The organism is Flavobacterium kingsejongi (genome assembly GCF_003076475.1).
Classification (GTDB): domain Bacteria; phylum Bacteroidota; class Bacteroidia; order Flavobacteriales; family Flavobacteriaceae; genus Flavobacterium; species Flavobacterium kingsejongi.
Map to the genome: position 1 here is coordinate 3,584,152 of NZ_CP020919.1, position 19,313 is coordinate 3,603,464.

General features: G+C 39.7%; 19 protein-coding genes. 10 read left to right on the top strand and 9 right to left on the bottom strand.

Annotation, left to right across the window (positions count from 1 at the left end):
• Positions 1 to 322: 322 nt before the first annotated feature.
• On the bottom strand, positions 323 to 673 hold the full coding sequence (locus tag FK004_RS16180) for a DUF805 domain-containing protein (RefSeq protein ID WP_157956136.1): 351 nt from the start codon (positions 671 to 673) through the stop codon (positions 323 to 325).
• Positions 674 to 799: 126 nt separating this feature from the next.
• Between FK004_RS16180 and FK004_RS16185 the strand changes: the two genes are divergently transcribed.
• A protein-coding gene (locus FK004_RS16185; RefSeq protein ID WP_420358875.1) for an IS3 family transposase occupies positions 800 to 1,974 on the top strand; the annotation gives its coding sequence in 2 pieces (ribosomal slippage) (positions 800 to 1,067 and positions 1,067 to 1,974; 1,176 coding nt in all).
• Positions 1,975 to 1,980: 6 nt separating this feature from the next.
• A protein-coding gene (locus tag FK004_RS16190) for an IS3 family transposase (protein ID WP_475404849.1) occupies positions 1,981 to 3,173 on the top strand; the annotation gives its coding sequence in 2 pieces (ribosomal slippage) (positions 1,981 to 2,266 and positions 2,266 to 3,173; 1,194 coding nt in all).
• A 243-nt stretch (positions 3,174 to 3,416) separates the two neighbouring features.
• Here FK004_RS16190 and FK004_RS16195 read toward each other — a convergent pair.
• Both FK004_RS16195 and FK004_RS16200 read right to left on the bottom strand, forming a co-directional pair.
• The gene (locus FK004_RS16195; protein WP_108738191.1) at positions 3,417 to 3,608 is read right to left on the bottom strand and encodes a hypothetical protein; all 192 of its coding nucleotides are present in this window, start codon (positions 3,606 to 3,608) and stop codon (positions 3,417 to 3,419) included.
• 90 nt (positions 3,609 to 3,698) lie between these two features.
• Entirely contained in the window at positions 3,699 to 5,000 is a 1,302-nt protein-coding gene (locus FK004_RS16200; protein WP_108738192.1) for a TIGR00341 family protein, read from the bottom strand.
• A 179-nt stretch (positions 5,001 to 5,179) separates the two neighbouring features.
• On the opposite strand from FK004_RS16200, the gene FK004_RS16205 reads away from it, so the two are divergent.
• From FK004_RS16205 to FK004_RS16215, 3 genes are all read left to right on the top strand, one after another.
• Positions 5,180 to 5,374, top strand: coding sequence for a hypothetical protein (locus FK004_RS16205; RefSeq protein WP_108738193.1), 195 nt, complete (start codon positions 5,180 to 5,182; stop codon positions 5,372 to 5,374).
• Positions 5,375 to 5,515: 141 nt separating this feature from the next.
• The gene (locus tag FK004_RS16210; RefSeq protein WP_108735429.1) at positions 5,516 to 6,727 is read left to right on the top strand and encodes an IS256 family transposase; all 1,212 of its coding nucleotides are present in this window, start codon (positions 5,516 to 5,518) and stop codon (positions 6,725 to 6,727) included.
• Positions 6,728 to 6,914: 187 nt separating this feature from the next.
• A complete protein-coding gene (locus FK004_RS16215) occupies positions 6,915 to 8,267 on the top strand; it encodes a DEAD/DEAH box helicase (protein ID WP_108738194.1) in 1,353 nt (450 codons plus the stop codon).
• A gap of 88 nt (positions 8,268 to 8,355) precedes the next feature.
• Here FK004_RS16215 and FK004_RS16220 read toward each other — a convergent pair whose 3' ends face one another.
• Both FK004_RS16220 and FK004_RS16225 read right to left on the bottom strand, forming a co-directional pair.
• Positions 8,356 to 9,774 carry a sugar MFS transporter gene (locus FK004_RS16220; RefSeq protein WP_108738195.1) on the bottom strand — a complete coding sequence of 473 codons (1,419 nt, stop codon included), beginning with the start codon at positions 9,772 to 9,774 and terminating at the stop codon, positions 8,356 to 8,358.
• A gap of 77 nt (positions 9,775 to 9,851) precedes the next feature.
• Complete coding sequence (locus tag FK004_RS16225) at positions 9,852 to 10,967, bottom strand: lactonase family protein (protein ID WP_108738196.1); 1,116 nt, start codon at positions 10,965 to 10,967, stop codon at positions 9,852 to 9,854.
• 201 nt (positions 10,968 to 11,168) lie between these two features.
• On the opposite strand from FK004_RS16225, the gene FK004_RS16230 reads away from it, so the two are divergent.
• Genes FK004_RS16230 through FK004_RS16245 form a run of 4 tightly spaced genes read left to right on the top strand, consistent with a single transcriptional unit; the run spans position 11,169 to position 15,342 of the window.
• The gene (locus FK004_RS16230; protein ID WP_108738197.1) at positions 11,169 to 13,106 is read left to right on the top strand and encodes a BatA domain-containing protein; all 1,938 of its coding nucleotides are present in this window, start codon (positions 11,169 to 11,171) and stop codon (positions 13,104 to 13,106) included.
• A complete protein-coding gene (locus FK004_RS16235) occupies positions 13,103 to 14,359 on the top strand; it encodes a dihydroorotase (RefSeq protein ID WP_108738198.1) in 1,257 nt (418 codons plus the stop codon). The genes FK004_RS16230 and FK004_RS16235 overlap by 4 nt, the downstream gene beginning before the upstream one ends.
• A 1-nt stretch (position 14,360) precedes the next feature.
• Positions 14,361 to 14,684, top strand: coding sequence for a hypothetical protein (locus tag FK004_RS16240; protein WP_108738199.1), 324 nt, complete (start codon positions 14,361 to 14,363; stop codon positions 14,682 to 14,684).
• A gap of 10 nt (positions 14,685 to 14,694) precedes the next feature.
• Complete coding sequence (locus tag FK004_RS16245) at positions 14,695 to 15,342, top strand: alpha/beta hydrolase (protein ID WP_108738200.1); 648 nt, start codon at positions 14,695 to 14,697, stop codon at positions 15,340 to 15,342.
• 38 nt (positions 15,343 to 15,380) lie between these two features.
• Here the strand turns inward: FK004_RS16245 and FK004_RS16250 are convergent, their stop codons facing one another.
• From FK004_RS16250 to FK004_RS16260, 3 genes are read right to left on the bottom strand one after another with little or no spacing between them, the layout of a single operon-like run.
• A complete protein-coding gene (locus tag FK004_RS16250) occupies positions 15,381 to 15,899 on the bottom strand; it encodes a hypothetical protein (protein WP_108738201.1) in 519 nt (172 codons plus the stop codon).
• A gap of 59 nt (positions 15,900 to 15,958) precedes the next feature.
• Positions 15,959 to 16,459 (bottom strand): hypothetical protein, encoded by a 501-nt coding sequence (locus FK004_RS16255; RefSeq protein ID WP_108738202.1) that lies wholly within the window; start codon positions 16,457 to 16,459, stop codon positions 15,959 to 15,961.
• Positions 16,460 to 16,473: 14 nt separating this feature from the next.
• Positions 16,474 to 17,238, bottom strand: a complete 765-nt coding sequence (locus FK004_RS16260; RefSeq protein WP_108738203.1) for an MBL fold metallo-hydrolase — start codon at positions 17,236 to 17,238, stop codon at positions 16,474 to 16,476.
• A 94-nt stretch (positions 17,239 to 17,332) separates the two neighbouring features.
• Between FK004_RS16260 and FK004_RS16265 the strand changes: the two genes are divergently transcribed.
• Positions 17,333 to 18,796, top strand: a complete 1,464-nt coding sequence (locus FK004_RS16265; RefSeq protein WP_170108565.1) for a TonB-dependent receptor — start codon at positions 17,333 to 17,335, stop codon at positions 18,794 to 18,796.
• Between the two features lie 58 nt (positions 18,797 to 18,854).
• On the opposite strand, the gene bcp is transcribed toward FK004_RS16265, so the two are convergent.
• Entirely contained in the window at positions 18,855 to 19,307 is a 453-nt protein-coding gene (gene bcp / locus FK004_RS16270) for a thioredoxin-dependent thiol peroxidase (RefSeq protein WP_108738204.1), read from the bottom strand.
• Positions 19,308 to 19,313 lie beyond the last annotated feature (6 nt).

Sequence of the window (19,313 nt, forward strand, 5' to 3'; positions counted from 1 at the left end):
ACGTATAAAGCCGAAAGAAATATGATATATTTCTTGAATTATATGTAAATGGCATTCATAGTATATTAGACGTAGTCTACACACAAAAAAATGAAAGTGAATCTCTAAATAGAGATTTAAGAAATGTATTTACTAACCAGGAAAAAAAATTATTATACCATAAATTAATGACAGGTACTACTACAAGGGAGCTAGGAATCTATCTATTAGAACTTAAAATATTTAATATGACATTATCAAAAGAATTTTTCATAACAGACATGACAATCGAAAAACACACTACTGATGTTAAACATATCCAATCTTTAATTTATGTCAAAGATTAATTCCTTAAATCGCGTGCTTCTTTTTTAGAGGCTTTTAAAGACAATAATACATTTAAAACCGGAACCAACACCAACCAGGGCGAAAGTCCCGCATCCCGCAATCTTCTAACTGTAGCCGATACCATAGGAAGTAACAAAATGGAATAATACACATATACATCGGTAAATAGCAAACCATTGGGCTGAATATTATTTATTTTTTGATACCTCCCCGTCACTACTCCTAAGATACCGGCAAGAATAAATAAGGTGATGTAATATACTAAGAGATAAGACCAATAGGCTTTCCTGCCGGTTACCCCTCTAAAATTAAATGTGTTTACTATAATATATTTAATGTTTTTCATACTAAAACTGTTGCTCTTAAAGTGATACATACCACCCTTTTAAGTTCTATTTTTTAAATACTTCTAAGGTTGGACATGCTAACTTAGCCTGCATTGAAAGTTAAGAAATAATCTTAATTTTAATCTATGAAACAAGTCCGCAAAATTTACGACAAGGCTTTTAAGGAAAAAGCCGTTGAATTGAGTTATGATAGAACAAATGTATCAGAACTTGCCAGGGAGTTAGGAATAACAGCCCCCCAGCTTTATAAATGGCGTAAAGAACTCCAGGAATTTGGAGAAGGAAGTTTTCCTGGAAAAGGAAATTTAAAACTAACTCCCGAGCAAGAAAAAATCCATGAACTGGAGAAAAAACTCAAAGATGCAGAGTTAGAACGTGACATATTAAAAAAAGCAATCGGCATTTTTTCCAAGAACGGTCGATGATTTATAGTTTCATTAAAAACAATGAACAGCTATTCCCGATTGAAAAAATGTGCAGAGTTCTACAAGTAAGCAATGGAAGTTATTACCGATGGAAAAAACAAATAAATACTGCAAGACAGCAACTAAAAAGCGCCATAAAAAAACAGATAGCATTGATTTATTTTCAAACCAAGCAACGATACGGGAGTCCTAGAATAACATTAGAACTTCGAAGCATTGGTTATAAAATTTCAAGAGTTACAGTTGCAAAGTATATGAAAGAACTTGGCTTGCGAAGTAAATTAAGCAAGAAGTTTAAAGTAACAACCAACTCTAGTCACAATTATTTAGTTGTCGAAAATGTATTAAACAGAGAGTTTACTGTAAAAATGCCATCAAAGGTTTGGGTTTCAGATATTACATACATCCAAACTAAAGAGGGATTTGTATACCTGACCACTATTATGGATTTATACGACAGAAAAATTATAGGCTGGAGTTTGAGCAACGCAATGAGCACTGAGCAAACGACACTTGGAGCTTGGAAAATGGCAATTAAAAACCGAGATCTTAAAAATGGTTTGATTTTTCATTCCGACAGAGGTGTCCAATATGCCAGTAAAAAGTTTGTAAATGTTCTTGATTCCTATAAAAAAATAACTCGCAGTATGAGCCGTAAAGGAAATTGCTGGGATAATGCTGTAGCCGAAAGTTTCTTCAAATCTTTGAAAACGGAATTGATTTATGGCAACAAACTCATTTCTAAAGAACAAATGAAACTGGAAATCTTTGAATACATTGAAATTTGGTACAACAGAAAAAGAAGGCATTCTGCTTTAAATTATGCAACTATTGAAGAATTCAACAATCAAATTAATTACAAAAATGTAGCTTAACTTACTGTGCAATTTTTGTTTGCATATCCACAAGTCCGCAAAATTTACGACAAGGCTTTTAAGGAAAAAGCCGTTGAATTGAGTTATGATAGAACAAATGTATCAGAACTTGCCAGGGAGTTAGGAATAACAGCCCCCCAGCTTTATAAATGGCGTAAAGAACTCCAGGAATTTGGAGAAGGAAGTTTTCCTGGAAAAGGAAATTTAAAACTAACTCCCGAGCAAGAAAAAATCCATGAACTGGAGAAAAAACTCAAAGATGCAGAGTTAGAACGTGACATATTAAAAAAAGCAATCGGCATTTTTTCCAAGAACGGTCGATGATTTATAGTTTCATTAAAAACAATGAACAGCTATTCCCGATTGAAAAAATGTGCAGAGTTCTACAAGTAAGCAATGGAAGTTATTACCGATGGAAAAAACAAATAAATACTGCAAGACAGCAACTAAAAAGCGCCATAAAAAAACAGATAGCATTGATTTATTTTCAAACCAAGCAACGATACGGGAGTCCTAGAATAACATTAGAACTTCGAAGCATTGGTTATAAAATTTCAAGAGTTACAGTTGCAAAGTATATGAAAGAACTTGGCTTGCGAAGTAAATTAAGCAAGAAGTTTAAAGTAACAACCAACTCTAGTCACAATTATTTAGTTGTCGAAAATGTATTAAACAGAGAGTTTACTGTAAAAATGCCATCAAAGGTTTGGGTTTCAGATATTACATACATCCAAACTAAAGAGGGATTTGTATACCTGACCACTATTATGGATTTATACGACAGAAAAATTATAGGCTGGAGTTTGAGCAACGCAATGAGCACTGAGCAAACGACACTTGGAGCTTGGAAAATGGCAATTAAAAACCGAGATCTTAAAAATGGTTTGATTTTTCATTCCGACAGAGGTGTCCAATATGCCAGTAAAAAGTTTGTAAATGTTCTTGATTCCTATAAAAAAATAACTCGCAGTATGAGCCGTAAAGGAAATTGCTGGGATAATGCTGTAGCCGAAAGTTTCTTCAAATCTTTGAAAACGGAATTGATTTATGGCAACAAACTCATTTCTAAAGAACAAATGAAACTGGAAATCTTTGAATACATTGAAATTTGGTACAACAGAAAAAGAAGGCATTCTGCTTTAAATTATGCAACTATTGAAGAATTCAACAATCAAATTAATTACAAAAATGTAGCTTAACTTACTGTGCAATTTTTGTTTGCATATCCAGGTTGCTTATTACAATAATAATACGTTTTTGCATTGGAGACAATAGTGATTCAAAAAATATCCGAGAATACCTAAATACACAACAATTTAATCTTAAAATGTTTTAAATTTTTAAACATGCCAATCGTGCGACCTATGCCTTTTTCTTTATTTGGGTTGTTTTTTAAAGAATTCCAGCACCAATCAATAAATCATTTATAAAGCCGATTTACTTTATTGTTTGCCCGACTGTTTTCTTTTGAATAGGAAGTAAACCATACTAAATCCAAAAATAAAACTGAGGAATAGTTTTACATAAAATGTACGTGTAGTGCTTTCGGCAAGGAGCAATGCCATATCGCCATACATAAAGACGAAAAACAATATACTGATAAGAAGTGCTATTCCGATTTTTACTGCTTTCATAAAACTAATTTAAAAGCAAACTACTCTAAATAACCGAAATAGCCAAACACAGTTGCGCTAACGATATCTCATAAGATGAAACCAGTAGGCTTATTTCGCTATTTCTTTATAGACCACAACTTTTTCTTTGGACAGCTTTTGTTCCAGCCATGCTTCCAGTTTTATCCTGGCTTCTTCCGTCAGGGCTTTTTTACCTTTATAAATCAGTACCGGAACTGTTTTTACGCTATCCGTTTCGGGATTGAAAACATGGTCACTGATAGCAATATTATCAATCCCGGGAAACAGGATTTTCATTTCGGCTAAAATACCTTTAGTATCGTATTTTTTAGCCTCTAATTCTTTTTTCAGGTTATCAATGACAATATCTTTTTCATTCACCCGCAGTTTATCCGAATTGATTGCCCTCAGGATGTCTTTTTTCAGGTCGGTAGTGTCCTGGCGGATGAGCAGTTGGGTATCGGTAATATCATAGTCTTTTAGTTTCCGGTTCAGCGCTTCAATTTCGCTATCGGTAAATTTCTTACTCAGGAATACCAATTCAATGGCTTTGGGAGTCTGGTTGAATTTGGTCTTTTCATACAATATCGTATAGCCTTTATCCGTAAACTCCTGTTCCAGGAACAATTCTGTCTTTTGTGTATATTTCTTCTGCTGAAACAGTTGGTTGGCAAAATAAATACTCGGCAAAACCATGACCAGTGTGAGTATCGTTATGGCATATTGCACCCTTTTTTCATTCTTCTGATCTACAAGTGCCGCTTTAGGATAATTGAGGTATTTGACAATAATAAAGGTCGCGATACAAATGAATACGCAATTGATGGTGTACAGGTACATGGCTCCAAAGAAGAACTTAAAATTCCCGATCGCCAGTCCGTAACCCGCAGTACAAAGGGGTGGCATCAGTGCTGTAGCAATAGCCACACCGGGAATCGGGTTGCCTTTTTCGACACGGGTAATCGCTATCACGCCTACCAATCCACCAAAAAAGGCAATCAGCACATCATAAATATTCGGGGAGGTCCGGGCGAGCAATTCGGTCTGGGTTTCTTTAAAGGGACTCAGGTAAAAATAAAGGGTGGAAACCACCAAGCTGACGATGGTAGCAATCAGTAAGTTTTTAAGTGATTTTTTCAAGAGCTGGAAATCGAAAATCCCAAGGCCAAACCCGGCACCGATAATCGGTCCCATCAACGGTGAGATTAGCATCGCACCAATGATTACGGCTGTAGAATTGACATTAAGCCCTACCGAGGCAATTACGATTGCACAGGCCAGAATCCAAAGATTCGATCCGCGGAATGAGGTGTTGGCTTTTACATTTTCCAGTACTTTTTGCCTGTTTTCCTCCCCGGAATGCAGGTTAATAAAATCAAATATCCTATTCATTTTCTTAAGAGTTTAATTCGAAATCTACCTGGGGAAACTACAGCTGCCTTTTCAACAAACCTTGTTGGCAGCGATAAAGTTATATAATAAATAAATACAAACAACACAGCAACAGGCAGATTTTAAACTCCTCTATATTTTTTTTATAGCATGCTGAACAAGCCGTATGCTTAGGCAACGTGGCAACAACCATAGAAGGCGCGGCAAGAAGCAAAGAAGGCGTGACAAGAGGTAAAGATGATGTGACAAGAAGCAAAGAAGGCGTGACAAGAGGTAAAGAGGACGTGACAAGAAGCAAAGAAGGCGTGACAAGAGGTAAAGAAGACGTGACAAGAGGCGTAGAAGGCATGACAAGAGGTAAAGAGGGGAGGTAGTCGGGAGTAGTCGTTAGATTGTGTAAACGTAGAAATTGATTTTAATTTGATTTGAGATTTTAAGGCTTAGCCAAAAAACAACAGATCATTAAGTATAGAATTTAAAAGAACTACATTTAAATAATTTAAAAAGAGCGGATTATGATCGAAGATGGTAAATTACCCAAAGATTTTGCAAAGCAATTTAAAAACAAAGAAGACTTCCATACTTTTTTTCAAGACCTGTATAAACAAGGCATTGAACAACTACTCCAGGGAGAATTGGATGCTCATCTGGGATATGAGAAGCATAATATTGACGGATACAATACAGGCAATAGCCGTAATGGTTCTTTCTCAAAGAATATAAAATCAGAGACTTTGGGCAATATGGTCCTGGCTATTCCCCGGGATAGAAATGGTGAATTCGAGCCTCAGGTCATCGGAAAAGGCCAATCGATGAGTGAAAAGATTGAAGATGCTATTTTAGGAATGTACAGTCGTGGAATGACCCGTAGTGATATTGTAGAACAAGTTAAAGAAGTTTATGGGATATCAGTAAGTGAGTCCACGATTTCGACCATCTCTGATAGAATACTGGCTGATGTTGATTTATGGACTAAAAGGGCTTTAGAACCACAGTATCTGATTGTTTGGATGGATGCTGTGCATATGAAAGTAAGAACAGATGGGAAATATGAAAACCATGCAATTTACATTGTAATCGGACTAAAAACAGATGGTAAGAAAGAAGTATTAGGAATGTGGCTAAATAAAGAAGAGTCGGCTTCATTTTGGATGACTGTACTCTCTGACATAAAATCTCGTGGAGTAAAGGATATTCTCATTGCCTGTACAGATAACCTTACCGGATTTACAAAAGCTATCAGAGGTGTTTTTCCAAATACAGAATCCCAGCTTTGCATTGTTCATCAAATAAGGAATAGCCTTAAGTTTGTAGTAGTTAAGGATAGAAAAGCATTTTGCAGTGCAATGAAAGAAGTATATACTGCAATAAATCAGGAAGAAGCCGTTTTAGCTCTGGCTGAATTTAAAAAAAACTGGGAAGCAAAATATAAATATGCCGTTTGCTCCTGGGAAAAGAATTGGGAAAATCTCATGCCTTTTTTGGCCTATCCTGCTGAAATCAGGAAAATAATGTACACCACAAATACAATAGAAAACTTAAACAGGGGAATTAGAAAATATACCAAAACAAAAGTGCAGTTCCCAGATGAAAAAAGCGTCAAGAAATCAGTCTATTTAGCAATACAAAATTGTGAAAAAAGCTGGATAAATGCAATACCAAGCTGGGGATTAATCATGAATCAGTTCTTGGTCATATTTGGAGAAAGGTGTAATATTAAACACTAAGAACTGTTTACACAAAATTTCGACCAGTCTCTGTAGGATTTTTTTACAGATCAATAGCCTCCGGTAATTTTTAAAAGACCTCATATATTGGTCAAAAATCAATTGATTGGGATCCGAATTGCCCTGATTAGCGAAACATTGCGGTATTCTTGGTAATTCTGCCTATCTTTGCCTAAAATTTATAACAATGTCCACTTTCGAAAATTTCAATCTTCCTAAATCACTACAAAAAGCAATAGATGATTTAGGATTTACTTCCCCTACTCCTATACAGGAAAAATCTTTTTCCGTTATTATGTCGGGGCGCGATATGATGGGAATTGCTCAGACGGGAACGGGTAAGACTTTTGCTTATCTGCTGCCGCTTCTTAAACTCTATAAATTTACACCTACCGAAACTCCTAAAATCGTTATTATCGTCCCTACCCGGGAATTGGTAGTACAGGTTGTGGAAGAAGTAGAAAAAATAGCCAAATACATGTCCGTGCGCACCCTTGGTGTTTATGGTGGTGTGAACATCAACACGCAAAAAAAATCGGTTTATCAGGGGATAGATATCCTTGTGGGTACGCCGGGGCGAATGATGGATTTAGCCTTGGACAATGTGATCCGTTTTGATGAAACCCAAAAACTGGTTATTGATGAATTTGATGAAATGCTGAACTTAGGGTTCCGTTTTCAGCTGACTTCTATCCTGGCCATGATGCGTCCGAAAAAACAGAGCATCTTGTTTTCAGCTACGATGACGGATGAGGTTGATGAAGTACTGAATGACTTTTTTGATTTCCCGGAAGAAGTATCCTTGGCAACCTCCGGTACACCATTGGAACAAATCCAGCAATTCCGTTATGATGTACCCAACCACAATACCAAAGTAAACCTGCTGAAACACCTGTTGGCAGAAAACGAAAACATGAGCAGGATTCTTATTTTCGTGAATAATAAGAAAATTGCCGATATGGTGCACGACAAGATTGATGCGGAATTCCCCGATCAGTTTGGGGTAATCCACTCGAATAAATCACAGAATTACCGACTTAGCACCATGGCCGAATTCCAGGAAGGAAATATCCGTGGGATCATTACAACCGATATTATGGCGAGGGGCCTTGACATCTCCGACATTACACACGTCATCAACTTTGAAGCTTCTGAAGTGCCGGAACAATACATTCACCGTATTGGTAGGACAGGCCGTGCAGACAAAGAAGGAACAGCGTTGAGCTTTATTACAAAAAGAGAACAAGAGTTTTTTATTGAAAGTGAAATGCTGATGGATATGGAAGTAAAAATACTGCCCCTTCCCGAAGCTGTTGAAATTTCTACGGTACTGATTGAGCCTGAAAAGCTGAAACAGAAAGTGAAATTCATGATGAAGAAAGTAAAAATGGACGGTGGTGAAGCGTTCCATGAAAAATCAGCCAAGAACAAAAAAGTAAATCTTGGAGGCCCTGGAAAAACGAAACCAAGGAAAACGAAACCGAGAAACCGTGGTGTTGAAAAAACAAGAGCGGCTAAGAGAAAGAAAAACAAAGAATAGATACCGGATTTAGTTCAGTACTACACCTAAAAAAAGCGTCCCGATTAATTATAATCGGGACGCTTTTTTTATAGTAATGAAGGACGTATTAATGCCCGGAGACATTTTGGCCTACTGCTACATTTTTCAGTTTTCGGGAACAATAGATACCGAAATACAGGATATACAGGTAACAGAATACCGGAACAATAAAGGATTTCTGCACCCCGATTTCAGAATCTGCAATGGCACCCTGAATCAATGGTACTAAAGCTCCACCCAATATAGCCATGACCAGCAGCGAAGATCCCTGGCTGGTATATTTGCCCAAACCGGATATCCCTAAAGTATATATATTGGAGAACATAATAGAGTTAAAAATCCCTATTCCCAAGATGCTGTACATCGCCAGCTCCCCACTATTGAATATGGCAGAAAGCAACAACATTACGTTGATACTGGCAAATACTGACAGTGTACGTGCGGGTGCTGATTTCCCAATCATAAAGGCAACAAAGTTCAAGACTATAAATCCGATGAAGAAACTGATTTGTGAGAAATCCAGGTTAACGATACTAAAGATCAACAGGAACACCAGTGTCGCAGCCACAACCATGTATACTGCTTTTTTGGTAGCACTAATGCCGTGGTTCAGCGAAATGGCCCCCAGGAATCGGCCAATCATGGCACCACCCCAATACAGGGCAAGGTAATTTTTACTCACCGACTCAGAAAGTCCCATGATACTATCCTGTTCCAAAAAGCTAATGATAAAACTACCTACGGCTACTTCTCCTCCTACATAACAGAAGATCCCCAAAACCCCCAGTCGCAATTGTGGGAATTTCAAAGCCCCAAGGCCTTTGGTTTCTGTTTCTTCGGCCTGGAAAGAAGGTAATTTCACATTGTAGATCAATACCGCTACCAACAGCAGGATCACCGCAAATATAAGGTAGGGAATACGGGTAGCTTCAGCAGAAATACTTCCATCAGCATCCGCGAAAAATTCAAATATCAGGTGACCACCCAATACAGGGGCAATCGTAGTTCCGAAAGCATTGAATGCCTGGGTCATATTCAAACGGCTGGAAGCACTATCTTCCGGCCCAAGAAGGGAAACATAGGCATTGGCCGTAATCTGCAGGATGGTAAAGCCCAATCCTAACACAAATAAAGCCCCAAGGAACAATCCGTATACCGAGAAGGTTGCCGCCGGGTAAAACAAAGCACATCCTATTGCTGACAATATAATTCCCGAAATGATCCCGGCTTTGTAACCAATTTTATTAATAGGGTCTCCTTTATAATAGGAGATCACGAAATAGGCTAATGAACCAATAAAATAGGCCCCAAAAAAGCAAAACTGTACCAACATCGCTTCAATAAAGCTCAGGGCAAATATTTTTTTCAGGTAGGGAATCAGGATATCATTCATACAGGTAATAAATCCCCACATAAAAAATAAAAGCGTAATCGTAATCAGCGGAACGGTATAATTAGTTCTGGTTTTCTCGGATGTATTGGTCATTTTGATTTAAATAATTGAATATGGTTTTATTTAGGTAATAATAGTTTCCAAAAATACGGATCTTTTCGATCTAAAAATTATTTCACAGGGGTAAAAACCAAACAAACCGGGGCACAAACCTCAATTTCTTTGCCTGTAGGACGCAGCAGCCCTGTTTTTTTATCCCGTTTGAAGATAACGATGTTTGCGGTGTACTGATGCCCTACCAATACATACTCCCCACTCGGGTCAATCGCAAAGTTTCTGGGCCCTTTACCGCCGGAACTCATTTGCCCGATTTGTGAAAGCAATCCCTTGCTACTGATCTTAAAAATGGTAATATCATTGGCATCTCCACGGTTGGTGGCATAAAGGAACTTCACATCTGCCGAGATATGGATGTCTGCGGAACTGATGTCTCCTTTAAAATCTTTGGCGACAATAGTGGTTTCCTGGATTTTTGTAAAATGACCTTTCTTATACTGAAAGGCGGTAACTGTACCATCTAGCTCATGGATCAGGTAAGCCAACTTGCCGTTAGGGCTAAAAGCAAAATGCCTTGGCCCACTGCCGGATTTAACCGCAAAACTATGATCTAATGTAAGCGTATTGGCTCCGCCGTTGGCGTCATATTTATATACCGAAATCTTATCGGTACCTAAATCATTTGCAATGACAAATTTCTTATCGGGCGAAAACACGGTCATGTGTACATGGGCACTTTCCTGCCTTTGCGCATTCGGGCCTTTACCCTGGTGCTGGATGACCTGTTTGGCTTCCGTTAGCGTTCCGTCGGCATTCCTTCCGAATACGGCAATAGTACCTCCGGAATAATTGGCGGTGATCACATTGTTGTTGTCGGCAATAATATAACAGGGATCTGCTCCATGCGCATCCTGCTTATTCAGGTACTTCATTGCACCATCAGCCGGATTAAAGGAAAAAGCACTTACGGTACTTTTAGCGCCTTCTTCATTCACGGAATACACCAGCGTCGCTTCCGGGCTTAACGCCAGATAACTTGGATTAATGGTTTGCGGACTTGTATTTTTAAGGCGGAAATCCCCGGTTTTTGTATCGAAATCATAAACGTAAATCCCTTTGCTTTCGCAGGTATTGGTGTAGGTTCCTACCAGGAGATTATAGTGTTGCTGTTGTGCAGTGGCATGAATAAAGAACAGGAAAAAGAGCGGGAAAAAACTCAATTTTTTCATCTAAAAGTAATTTAAGAAAAACAAAAGTAACTTTTTTCATTTTTTAAATACAATCCGTAAATGTTAATTAGAAATAAAAAAGTTTTTTCGGTGATTAACGTCCTAAATAACTGTTTTTTACGAAAAATACTTTTAAATTCCTTAAAATCTATCCTTGCCAAATTCATGAATAAACACTATTTTTGACAAACTTTGATAGGAATGCAATTTAAACACCCGGAAATCCTCTACTTTCTTTTCTTGCTGGTCATTCCAATCCTTGTTCATTTATTCCAACTCCGGCGTTTCAAAAAAGAATATTTTACCAACGTCCGTTTCCTGAAAGAACTCAGTATCCAAACCCGTAAAAGCGCCTCCATCAAAAAATGGCTCCTGCTTGCGACACGCCTTTTATTATTAGCCTGTATTATCCTTGCCTTTGCACAGCCTTTTTTCAATGCGAAAGACCAGAAAAATACGTCGAATGAAATGTATATCATTTTAGACAATTCATTCAGTATGCAGGCGAAAGGCAAAAATGGGGAATTACTAAAAAGAGCGGTTCAGGATATCCTGAAACACACCCCGGAGAACACCACTTTTTCGTTACTGACCAATGATGATGCTTTTTGGGATACCGACATCCGATCCCTGCAAAAAGAATTACAGCAGCTCTCCTATTCCTCCACCCCTTTTATGCTGGACAATCAGACTGCGAAAATAAAAGCTAAAAAATCACCCTTCCGCAAAGATATCGTCGTCATTACAGATGGTATCGGAACACAGGCCAAACAGCTTAAAAACCTGGATACCGATTTCAATCCGTATTTTGTACTGCCGGAAGCGGAAAACCGCAATAATATTGCTACCGATAGTGTGTACATCCACCAAACGCTTGACAATTTCTACGAAATCAAAATCAAACTTTCCCAGTCCGGGAAATTTGAAACTAAAATCCCGGTAGCGGTATACAACGGCACTAACCTGATTGCAACTACACAAGTAGCCTTTACCCATCCTACCGAAGAAATTGGCTTTACGATTCCAAAAGGTGATTTTAACGGCTATGTAGTGGTTACCGATAACAGCCTGGAATATGATAACAAATTGTTTTTCAGCATTACCCAACCCGCAAAGGTCAACGTGATCAGCATTGGTGCGGCTGCTAAAAGCCTGTTTTTGAACAAAATTTACACCCCGGATGACTTCCACTACAGCAATTCGGAAGTACAAAACCTGGATTATAACCTGCTGGAAAAACAAGATGCCATTATTTTGAATGAACTGGCCGATATTCCGCAGGCATTACAAACGACATTAAATGCCTTTGTCAAAAAAGGCGGGAATGTAATCGTGATTCCTTCCCTTGAAAATCCGGTGGCCAACCTGAACGGCTTCCTGGCTAATTTTGGGCGTATGAGTTATGGCCCTTCCGAATCAAAATCCAAGATCATCACTAAAATTGCTTTTGGGCATCCGTTGTACCAGGGAGTTTTTGAAAGGAAAACCGATAACTTCCAATACCCGAGCGTCCAGCATTCTCTTGTGCTCAGCGGTGGCGAAATGATATTGGGCTTTGAAGACCAGACGCCATTCCTGGCAGGACAGAAAAACCTACCGGGTTCGGTCTATGTTTTTGCCGGCCCTATCAATACTGCGAACAGCAACTTTCAAAACGCACCACTGATTGTCCCAACGTTTTATAATATGCCTCAGAACAGCGAAAACAATGCACTGAATGCTTTGGTGATCGGGCAAACGGCTCCGTTGTTTGTAGAAGCCAATCTGGCGAAAGAGGATATCCTGATCGTAAAACAATTTCAGGCCACTGATAGCAAGCAATTCATCCCTACCCAACAAATCCTGAACAATAAGGTCCGGATCTCTTTTGGCGAATCGCCACAGGAAGCCGGAAACTACGGAATTTATAAAAAAGAGGCCCTGCTGAAAAACATCAGCTTTAACTACAGCCGCTCAGAAAGCGACCTGAGCCCACCTGATACCCGGCTTTTTGCTGATTACAAAACATCCGGCAGTGTCGAGACCATTTTTGATACACTGCAGTCCGAACGGACCAATACTGAAATATGGAAATGGTTTGTCGTCCTCGCCTTACTGTTTTTAGTTACTGAAATATTCATACAAAAATTTGTAAAATGAACATTATCCTCAAAGAAGCCAGAATAGTGGATCCCCAAAGCCCTTTTCACAATGAAACCGTAGACATTATTATCGAACACGGCATCATCAAGCAAATTGGTAAAAATCTGCCTGCTCCTGAACAATTTGAAGTAGTACAACTGGAAGGCCTACACGTCTCCCAGGGTTGGTTTGACAGTTCTGTAAGCCTGGGCGAACCCGGTTTTGAAGACCGTGAAACCATTAGCAATGGATTGCAGGTAGCGGCAAAAAGTGGTTTTACCACTATTGCGGTGCAGCCTAATGCGTATCCCGTGGCAGACAACCAGTCGGCCATTCAATTTATCCGGCACAAATCGGCCCATGCCGCCACAAGCGTATTTCCTATTGGAGCCCTGACCAAAGGGAGCGAAGGGAAAGACCTGGCTGAATTGTACGATATGAAAAATGCCGGAGCTGTAGCTTTTGGCGATTATAATAAAGCACTGGACAATGCCAACTTACTCAAAATCGGATTACAGTATGTACAGGATTTTGACGGGCTGGTGATCGCTTACTCCCAGGATTCCAATATCAAAGGCAGTGGCGTAGCCCATGAGGGAATTGTCAGCACGCGATTAGGACTGAAAGGCATTCCAGCATTGGCGGAAGAATTGCAAATCTCCCGAAACCTGTTCTTATTAGAATATACAGGAGGAAAATTGCACATCCCAACTATTTCCACTGCAAAATCAGTAGCCTTGATTGCTGCTGCAAAAAAAGCAGGATTGGCTGTAAGCTGTAGTGTTGCTGTCCACCATTTGACACTGACGGACGAAAAACTGCACGATTTTGACACCCGCTATAAAGTCACCCCACCCCTACGAACGGAAGAAGACCGGCAAGCACTTATCGCCGGGCTACAAGACGGTACAATCGATATGATTACCTCCGACCATAACCCGATGGATATTGAGCATAAGAAAATGGAATTTGACTTAGCCAAAAATGGCACAATCGGGCTGGAAAGCGCTTTTGGAGCCCTGATGACAGTATTGCCTTTAGCCCTTATCATTGAAAAACTGACGTCCGGCAAAAAAACTTTCGGCATTCAGCCTACTGCCATCGCTACCGGGGAAAAAGCGAACCTGAGTTTGTTTACAACTGCCACCCAGTGGACGTTCAGCAAAGCAGCGATCCTTTCGAAATCTAAAAACACTGCCTTTTTAAACGTTCCCATGACTGGAAAAGCGTATGGCATCTACAACAACAATACATTAGTTTTAAATCAATAACATGAAAAATCCCGCAGAAGAAGGCAAGAAGATCGCTATTATCAGTTACATCACTTTTATCGGTGCCCTCATTGCTATGGTAATGAACAGTGATAAAAAGATTCCTTTTGCTTCTTTCCACATTCGCCAGGCACTGGGCATTATTTTATTGTTCTTCGCTTTGGGCTATCCGGTGGGCAGTTTTGACAACTGGTCTGTTAGTTATGCCTTTTACCTGTTCTTTTTTATTTTATGGATTTACGGTTTTGTCGGGGCACTACAGGGCGAAATGAGGCTCATCCCGATCTTGGGCCGTTTATTCCAAAAAGCTTTTAAATCATTATAATACCACGCACATGAGTTTATCCTTATACCACCTGGTTCGGGAACCGAAACAGATCCTGGACAAAAATCCATTACTGCTTTTACTGCACGGTTATGGCAGCAATGAGGAGGATCTTTTCTCCTTTGCTTCAGAATTGCCGGATCACTATTATGTGATCTCCGCACGGGCACCTTACCCATTGCCTCCGTATGGCAATGCCTGGTATGCGATCAATTTTGATGCAGACCAAAATAAATTCTCCGATAACGAGCAGGCGATCACATCCCGGGATGCTATTGTACAGTTTATCGATGAAGTGGTAGCTGCCTACCCAATTGACGCCAACGCTATTACCCTGATAGGCTTTAGCCAGGGCAGTATACTGAGTTATGCCGTAGCCCTGAGCTATCCTGAGAAAATACAGAAAGTAATTGCACTGAGCGGTTATTTGAATACCGATATCATTGCAGCAGGATACCAGAACAAAGATTTGAGCTCGCTTAAGTTTTTTGTTTCACATGGTACAGCAGATCAGGTGATCCCTATTGACTGGGCCCGAAAAACTCCGGACGCACTGAAAGCATTGGGTGTAGCGGTAACCTATAAGGAATACCCAAGTGGCCATGGGGTGGCACCACAAAATTTCTATGACCTGAAACACTGGTTGGAAACCAATTAAAGACAATAAAAAAGGGGTTCTATTACGAACCCCTTTTTTTAATTTTCGACGTTATCATCTCCAATTTCTTTCTTATCAATGCTTTCGGCACCACGGTATAAAATCGTACCGCCCTGTTTCAGCAAAATCGGCTTGGAGGTTTCCAGTGTCCAATCGCCTTTTTTATAGATTTTATCTTTCGAATCCCGCTCCAGGATCATAGATCCTTTCGTACTCGGCAGGTATATTTCAACTTTATCCTGATCCTCGCCAAAAACAGCAAAGGCACTGAATACGGTTTCTTCGGCTTCAATTTGCTCGATGGTATCTCCTACTACTTTAGGAGTAACTATAGGATTCAGGCGAAGCCCTTCTTCAAAAGGACGAATACACTTCTGCAATAAGACTGACCAGCTATAGCCTGCAGATCCTACACATCCGTTTTCGTCTTTATCAATACCCAGGACTACTTTCTTAGGATCTTCGGTACTGGTATCTTCAGGGGTATCTTTTTTGAGTATATAATCACACGAAAACATCGAAAATCCAATGATGATGATTAAGGCAATTTTTTTCATAATTAAGAATTTAATAATTAAGGTCTGCTAAAATAACGTTTTTTTAGAATTTTAATTATCTAATTGGGATAAATAACTGTTTCTGCAACTTCAAAAGAAAAGCTTCCATTCGCATTTACAAAATACTTCAGCAGCACTTCGCCCCACAGGGAACCATCACTAAAGTCACAGATGATCCAACGGTGATTGAGGAAGCGTACTTTATTGATCAGGAAGTTTGTCCCATTTACAGGATCGTATTGCACCAGTATATTTCCTTTTGGGCTGGCATTTAAAGAGAGTATAGAATCTTTGGCGGCACTCATCATTTGGTCGACATTACTCACCTTTACCCGCTCGATCAGGTAATCTTGGGCTTTCTCATCATTCGCCAGCGAAAAGTAATCCGCATCCGCTAATTTGGCATTCAGATGTTCGAGCGAATCTTTACGCGAAAGCGCATTTTTCTGAAGGTTTTCAATCCTGCTATCCTCGAATTTTGACTTTTTGGTAAAATACATATACGTAAAAACATTCATCAATACTGAAAAGATGAACAAGTAAAGTAAGGGTTTTTTCATTTTTAAAATTATTATTAAAGTGTAATTTCTAAATTATCATACGCTAAAAAAACATTCTGGGGCAAACGCTGCTGTACTTCTTGGTGGAAACCCAGCAAATGACTGATGTGCGTCAGGTAGGCTTTTTTAGGGCGTACCAAAGCTATAAAATCCAATGCTTCCTGCAAATTAAAATGTGTATTATGAGGTTCTTCCCGTAAGGCATTTATTACGAGCACCTCCAAATTTTGCAGTTTCTCCACTTCAGCCTCACTGATCGTTTTAATATCGGTCAGGTAAGCAAAATCAGCAATCCGGTAACCGAATACCTGCAGGTCACCATGCATTGCACTTATGGGTACAGCTGTTTTATCCCCAACAGCAAAAGGAATACCCTCTACCACTTCATGCGGCGTTACAGCTGGTGCCCCGGGATAGCGGTTTTCCGTTTCAAAAATGTAGTCAAATCTTTTTTCGAGGGATTGCAGCACCCGCTGGTGCAGGTACACGGGGATATTGCCCTGCTTAAAGTAAAAAGGGCGGATATCATCAAGACCGGCAGTATGGTCTGCATGCTCGTGTGTAAATAAGATCCCATCGATTTTTGTGCAGCCGCTCGTGAGCATCTGTTGCCTGAAATCCGGGCCGCAGTCGATTACAAAAGAGTAATCTTCCCAATGGATCCAAACAGAAACCCGCAGTCTTTTATCCCTGGGATCGGTGCTTCTGCAAACAGAATGTGTACTCCCAATTACCGGAATACCCTGTGAAGTTCCTGTACCTAAAAAATATACTTTCAAATGCGTTAATTTTATACAAAAATAGCACTATTTATCGTTATTAGAATGCCCTGTTTCGTTAACTTTGCAACTACCTAAGACGAAACTGAAAATTTTGGAAACTGAAATAACACTCAAAGGGGATAAAGTCATTGAACAAATTCCCTCTATTAAGGACAAAGCACTCCGTATTAATTTGAACGAAAACATTTACGGAACATTTGCCGAGATTGGTGCCGGCCAGGAAACAGTGAGGCATTTTTTCCGTACGGGAGGATCTTCCGGGACAATTGCCAAAGCCATGTCAGCGTATGATAAGGATTTTAGCGACGCTGTATACGGCTCCGAAGAAGATGGCCGCTATGTTACGGAAGCCCGTCTTAAAAAAATGCTCTCCCACGAAGTCCGACTGATTGAGGAACGACTGACACGGGAAAAACATCCCAGCAAATTTTTCTTTAGTTTCGCCAATACTGTTGCCACCATCGACTTTGCCAAGCAATTCAAAGGCCATGGCTGGGTGGGGATCAAATACCAGGTGGAACCGGATGAAGACTACAATGAAATCATCCTCCACATCCGATTCAAAGAAACCGATGCGCGACTGCAACAGGAAACCCTTGGAATATTAGGCGTAAACCTGATCTATGGTGCTTATTACAAATACAACGACCCTAAGAAATTATTACGGTACCTTTATGACCACCTGGACAAAGACCAGCTGGAAATTGATACCATCAATTTTTCCGGTCCCCGATTTGCCGATGTCGACAATCGACTGATGAGTCTTCAATTGGTTAAAAACGGAATGACCGATGCGGTAATGTTTGGTCCTGATGGCAATAACATCCTTCCGGCCGCCATACTGTATAAAAAAAACATACTCGCACTTCGTGGCAGCTTCAGGCCAGTAACGCAGGTGAATATGGACATGTATGAGAAATCACTCAAGATTTTTACAGAAGAAAACAAAGTTGACGTAGCAAATACACTGGTTATCTTTGAGATTACCCTGTCCAATCTCCGTTCCGATGGAGAAATAGACGAACGTGATTTTATGGACCGTGCAGAGCTTCTGTGCTCGCTGGGCCAGACGGTGATGATCTCTAACTTCCAGGAATATTACAAAGTGGTAGAATATTTCTCCAATTATACCAAAGCCCGTATGGGACTGGCAATGGGAGTCAATAACCTCGTGGATATTTTTGATGAGAAATACTATCGCCATCTTAGCGGTGGCATACTGGAAGCTTTCGGAAAATTATTCTACCGTGACCTCAAAGTATACCTTTTCCCAATGAAAGATGAAAACGGCGTTGTAATCAATTCCGAAAATCTAAAGGTACACCCACGAATGAAAGAGCTCTATAAGTTCTTTAAATTCAACGGTAAAGTAATTGATATCACGGAATTTGACGAAGACCACCTTGATATTTTCTCGAGGGAAGTATTAAAGATGATCAACAAAGGAAAGGCCGGATGGGAAGAAATGCTGCCGGTAGGTATTGCCGAGTTAATCAAAGACAATAATTTATTTGGCTATGACCCCAAGAAATTCCTGGGAGAGAAAGCAGAATAAATTCAATACAAATACATATAAAAATCCCGGAGAGGCTATTCTTTCCGGGATTTTTTATTTAATCTAAGATCTGTGCAGCATGTTTCTTAGTCTTCACATCCGTGATAATATCACTGATCATCCCTTTTTCATCGATTATAAAAGTAGTCCTGCGGATCCCGTCATATTCACGGCCCATAAATTTATTAGGTCCCCATACGCCAAAAGCAGTGATGATTTCTTTATTCTCATCTGCCAGCAATGGGAAAGGGAATTCATATTTATCCCTAAATTTCGCCTGCGCTTTTTGTGCATCCGCACTCACGCCAAGCAAGGCATAGTTCCCGGCTTCAAAACGGGCATAATTATCCCGAAGATCACAGGCTTCTGCGGTACATCCGGGTGTATTGGCTTTAGGATAAAAGAAAACGACCAGTTTTTTTCCGGCATAGTCTGAAAGTTTATGTTCTTTTCCGTCCTGATCCAATCCTGAAAATTGAGGAGCCGGATCCCCTATTTTTAATGCTGTCATAAAATG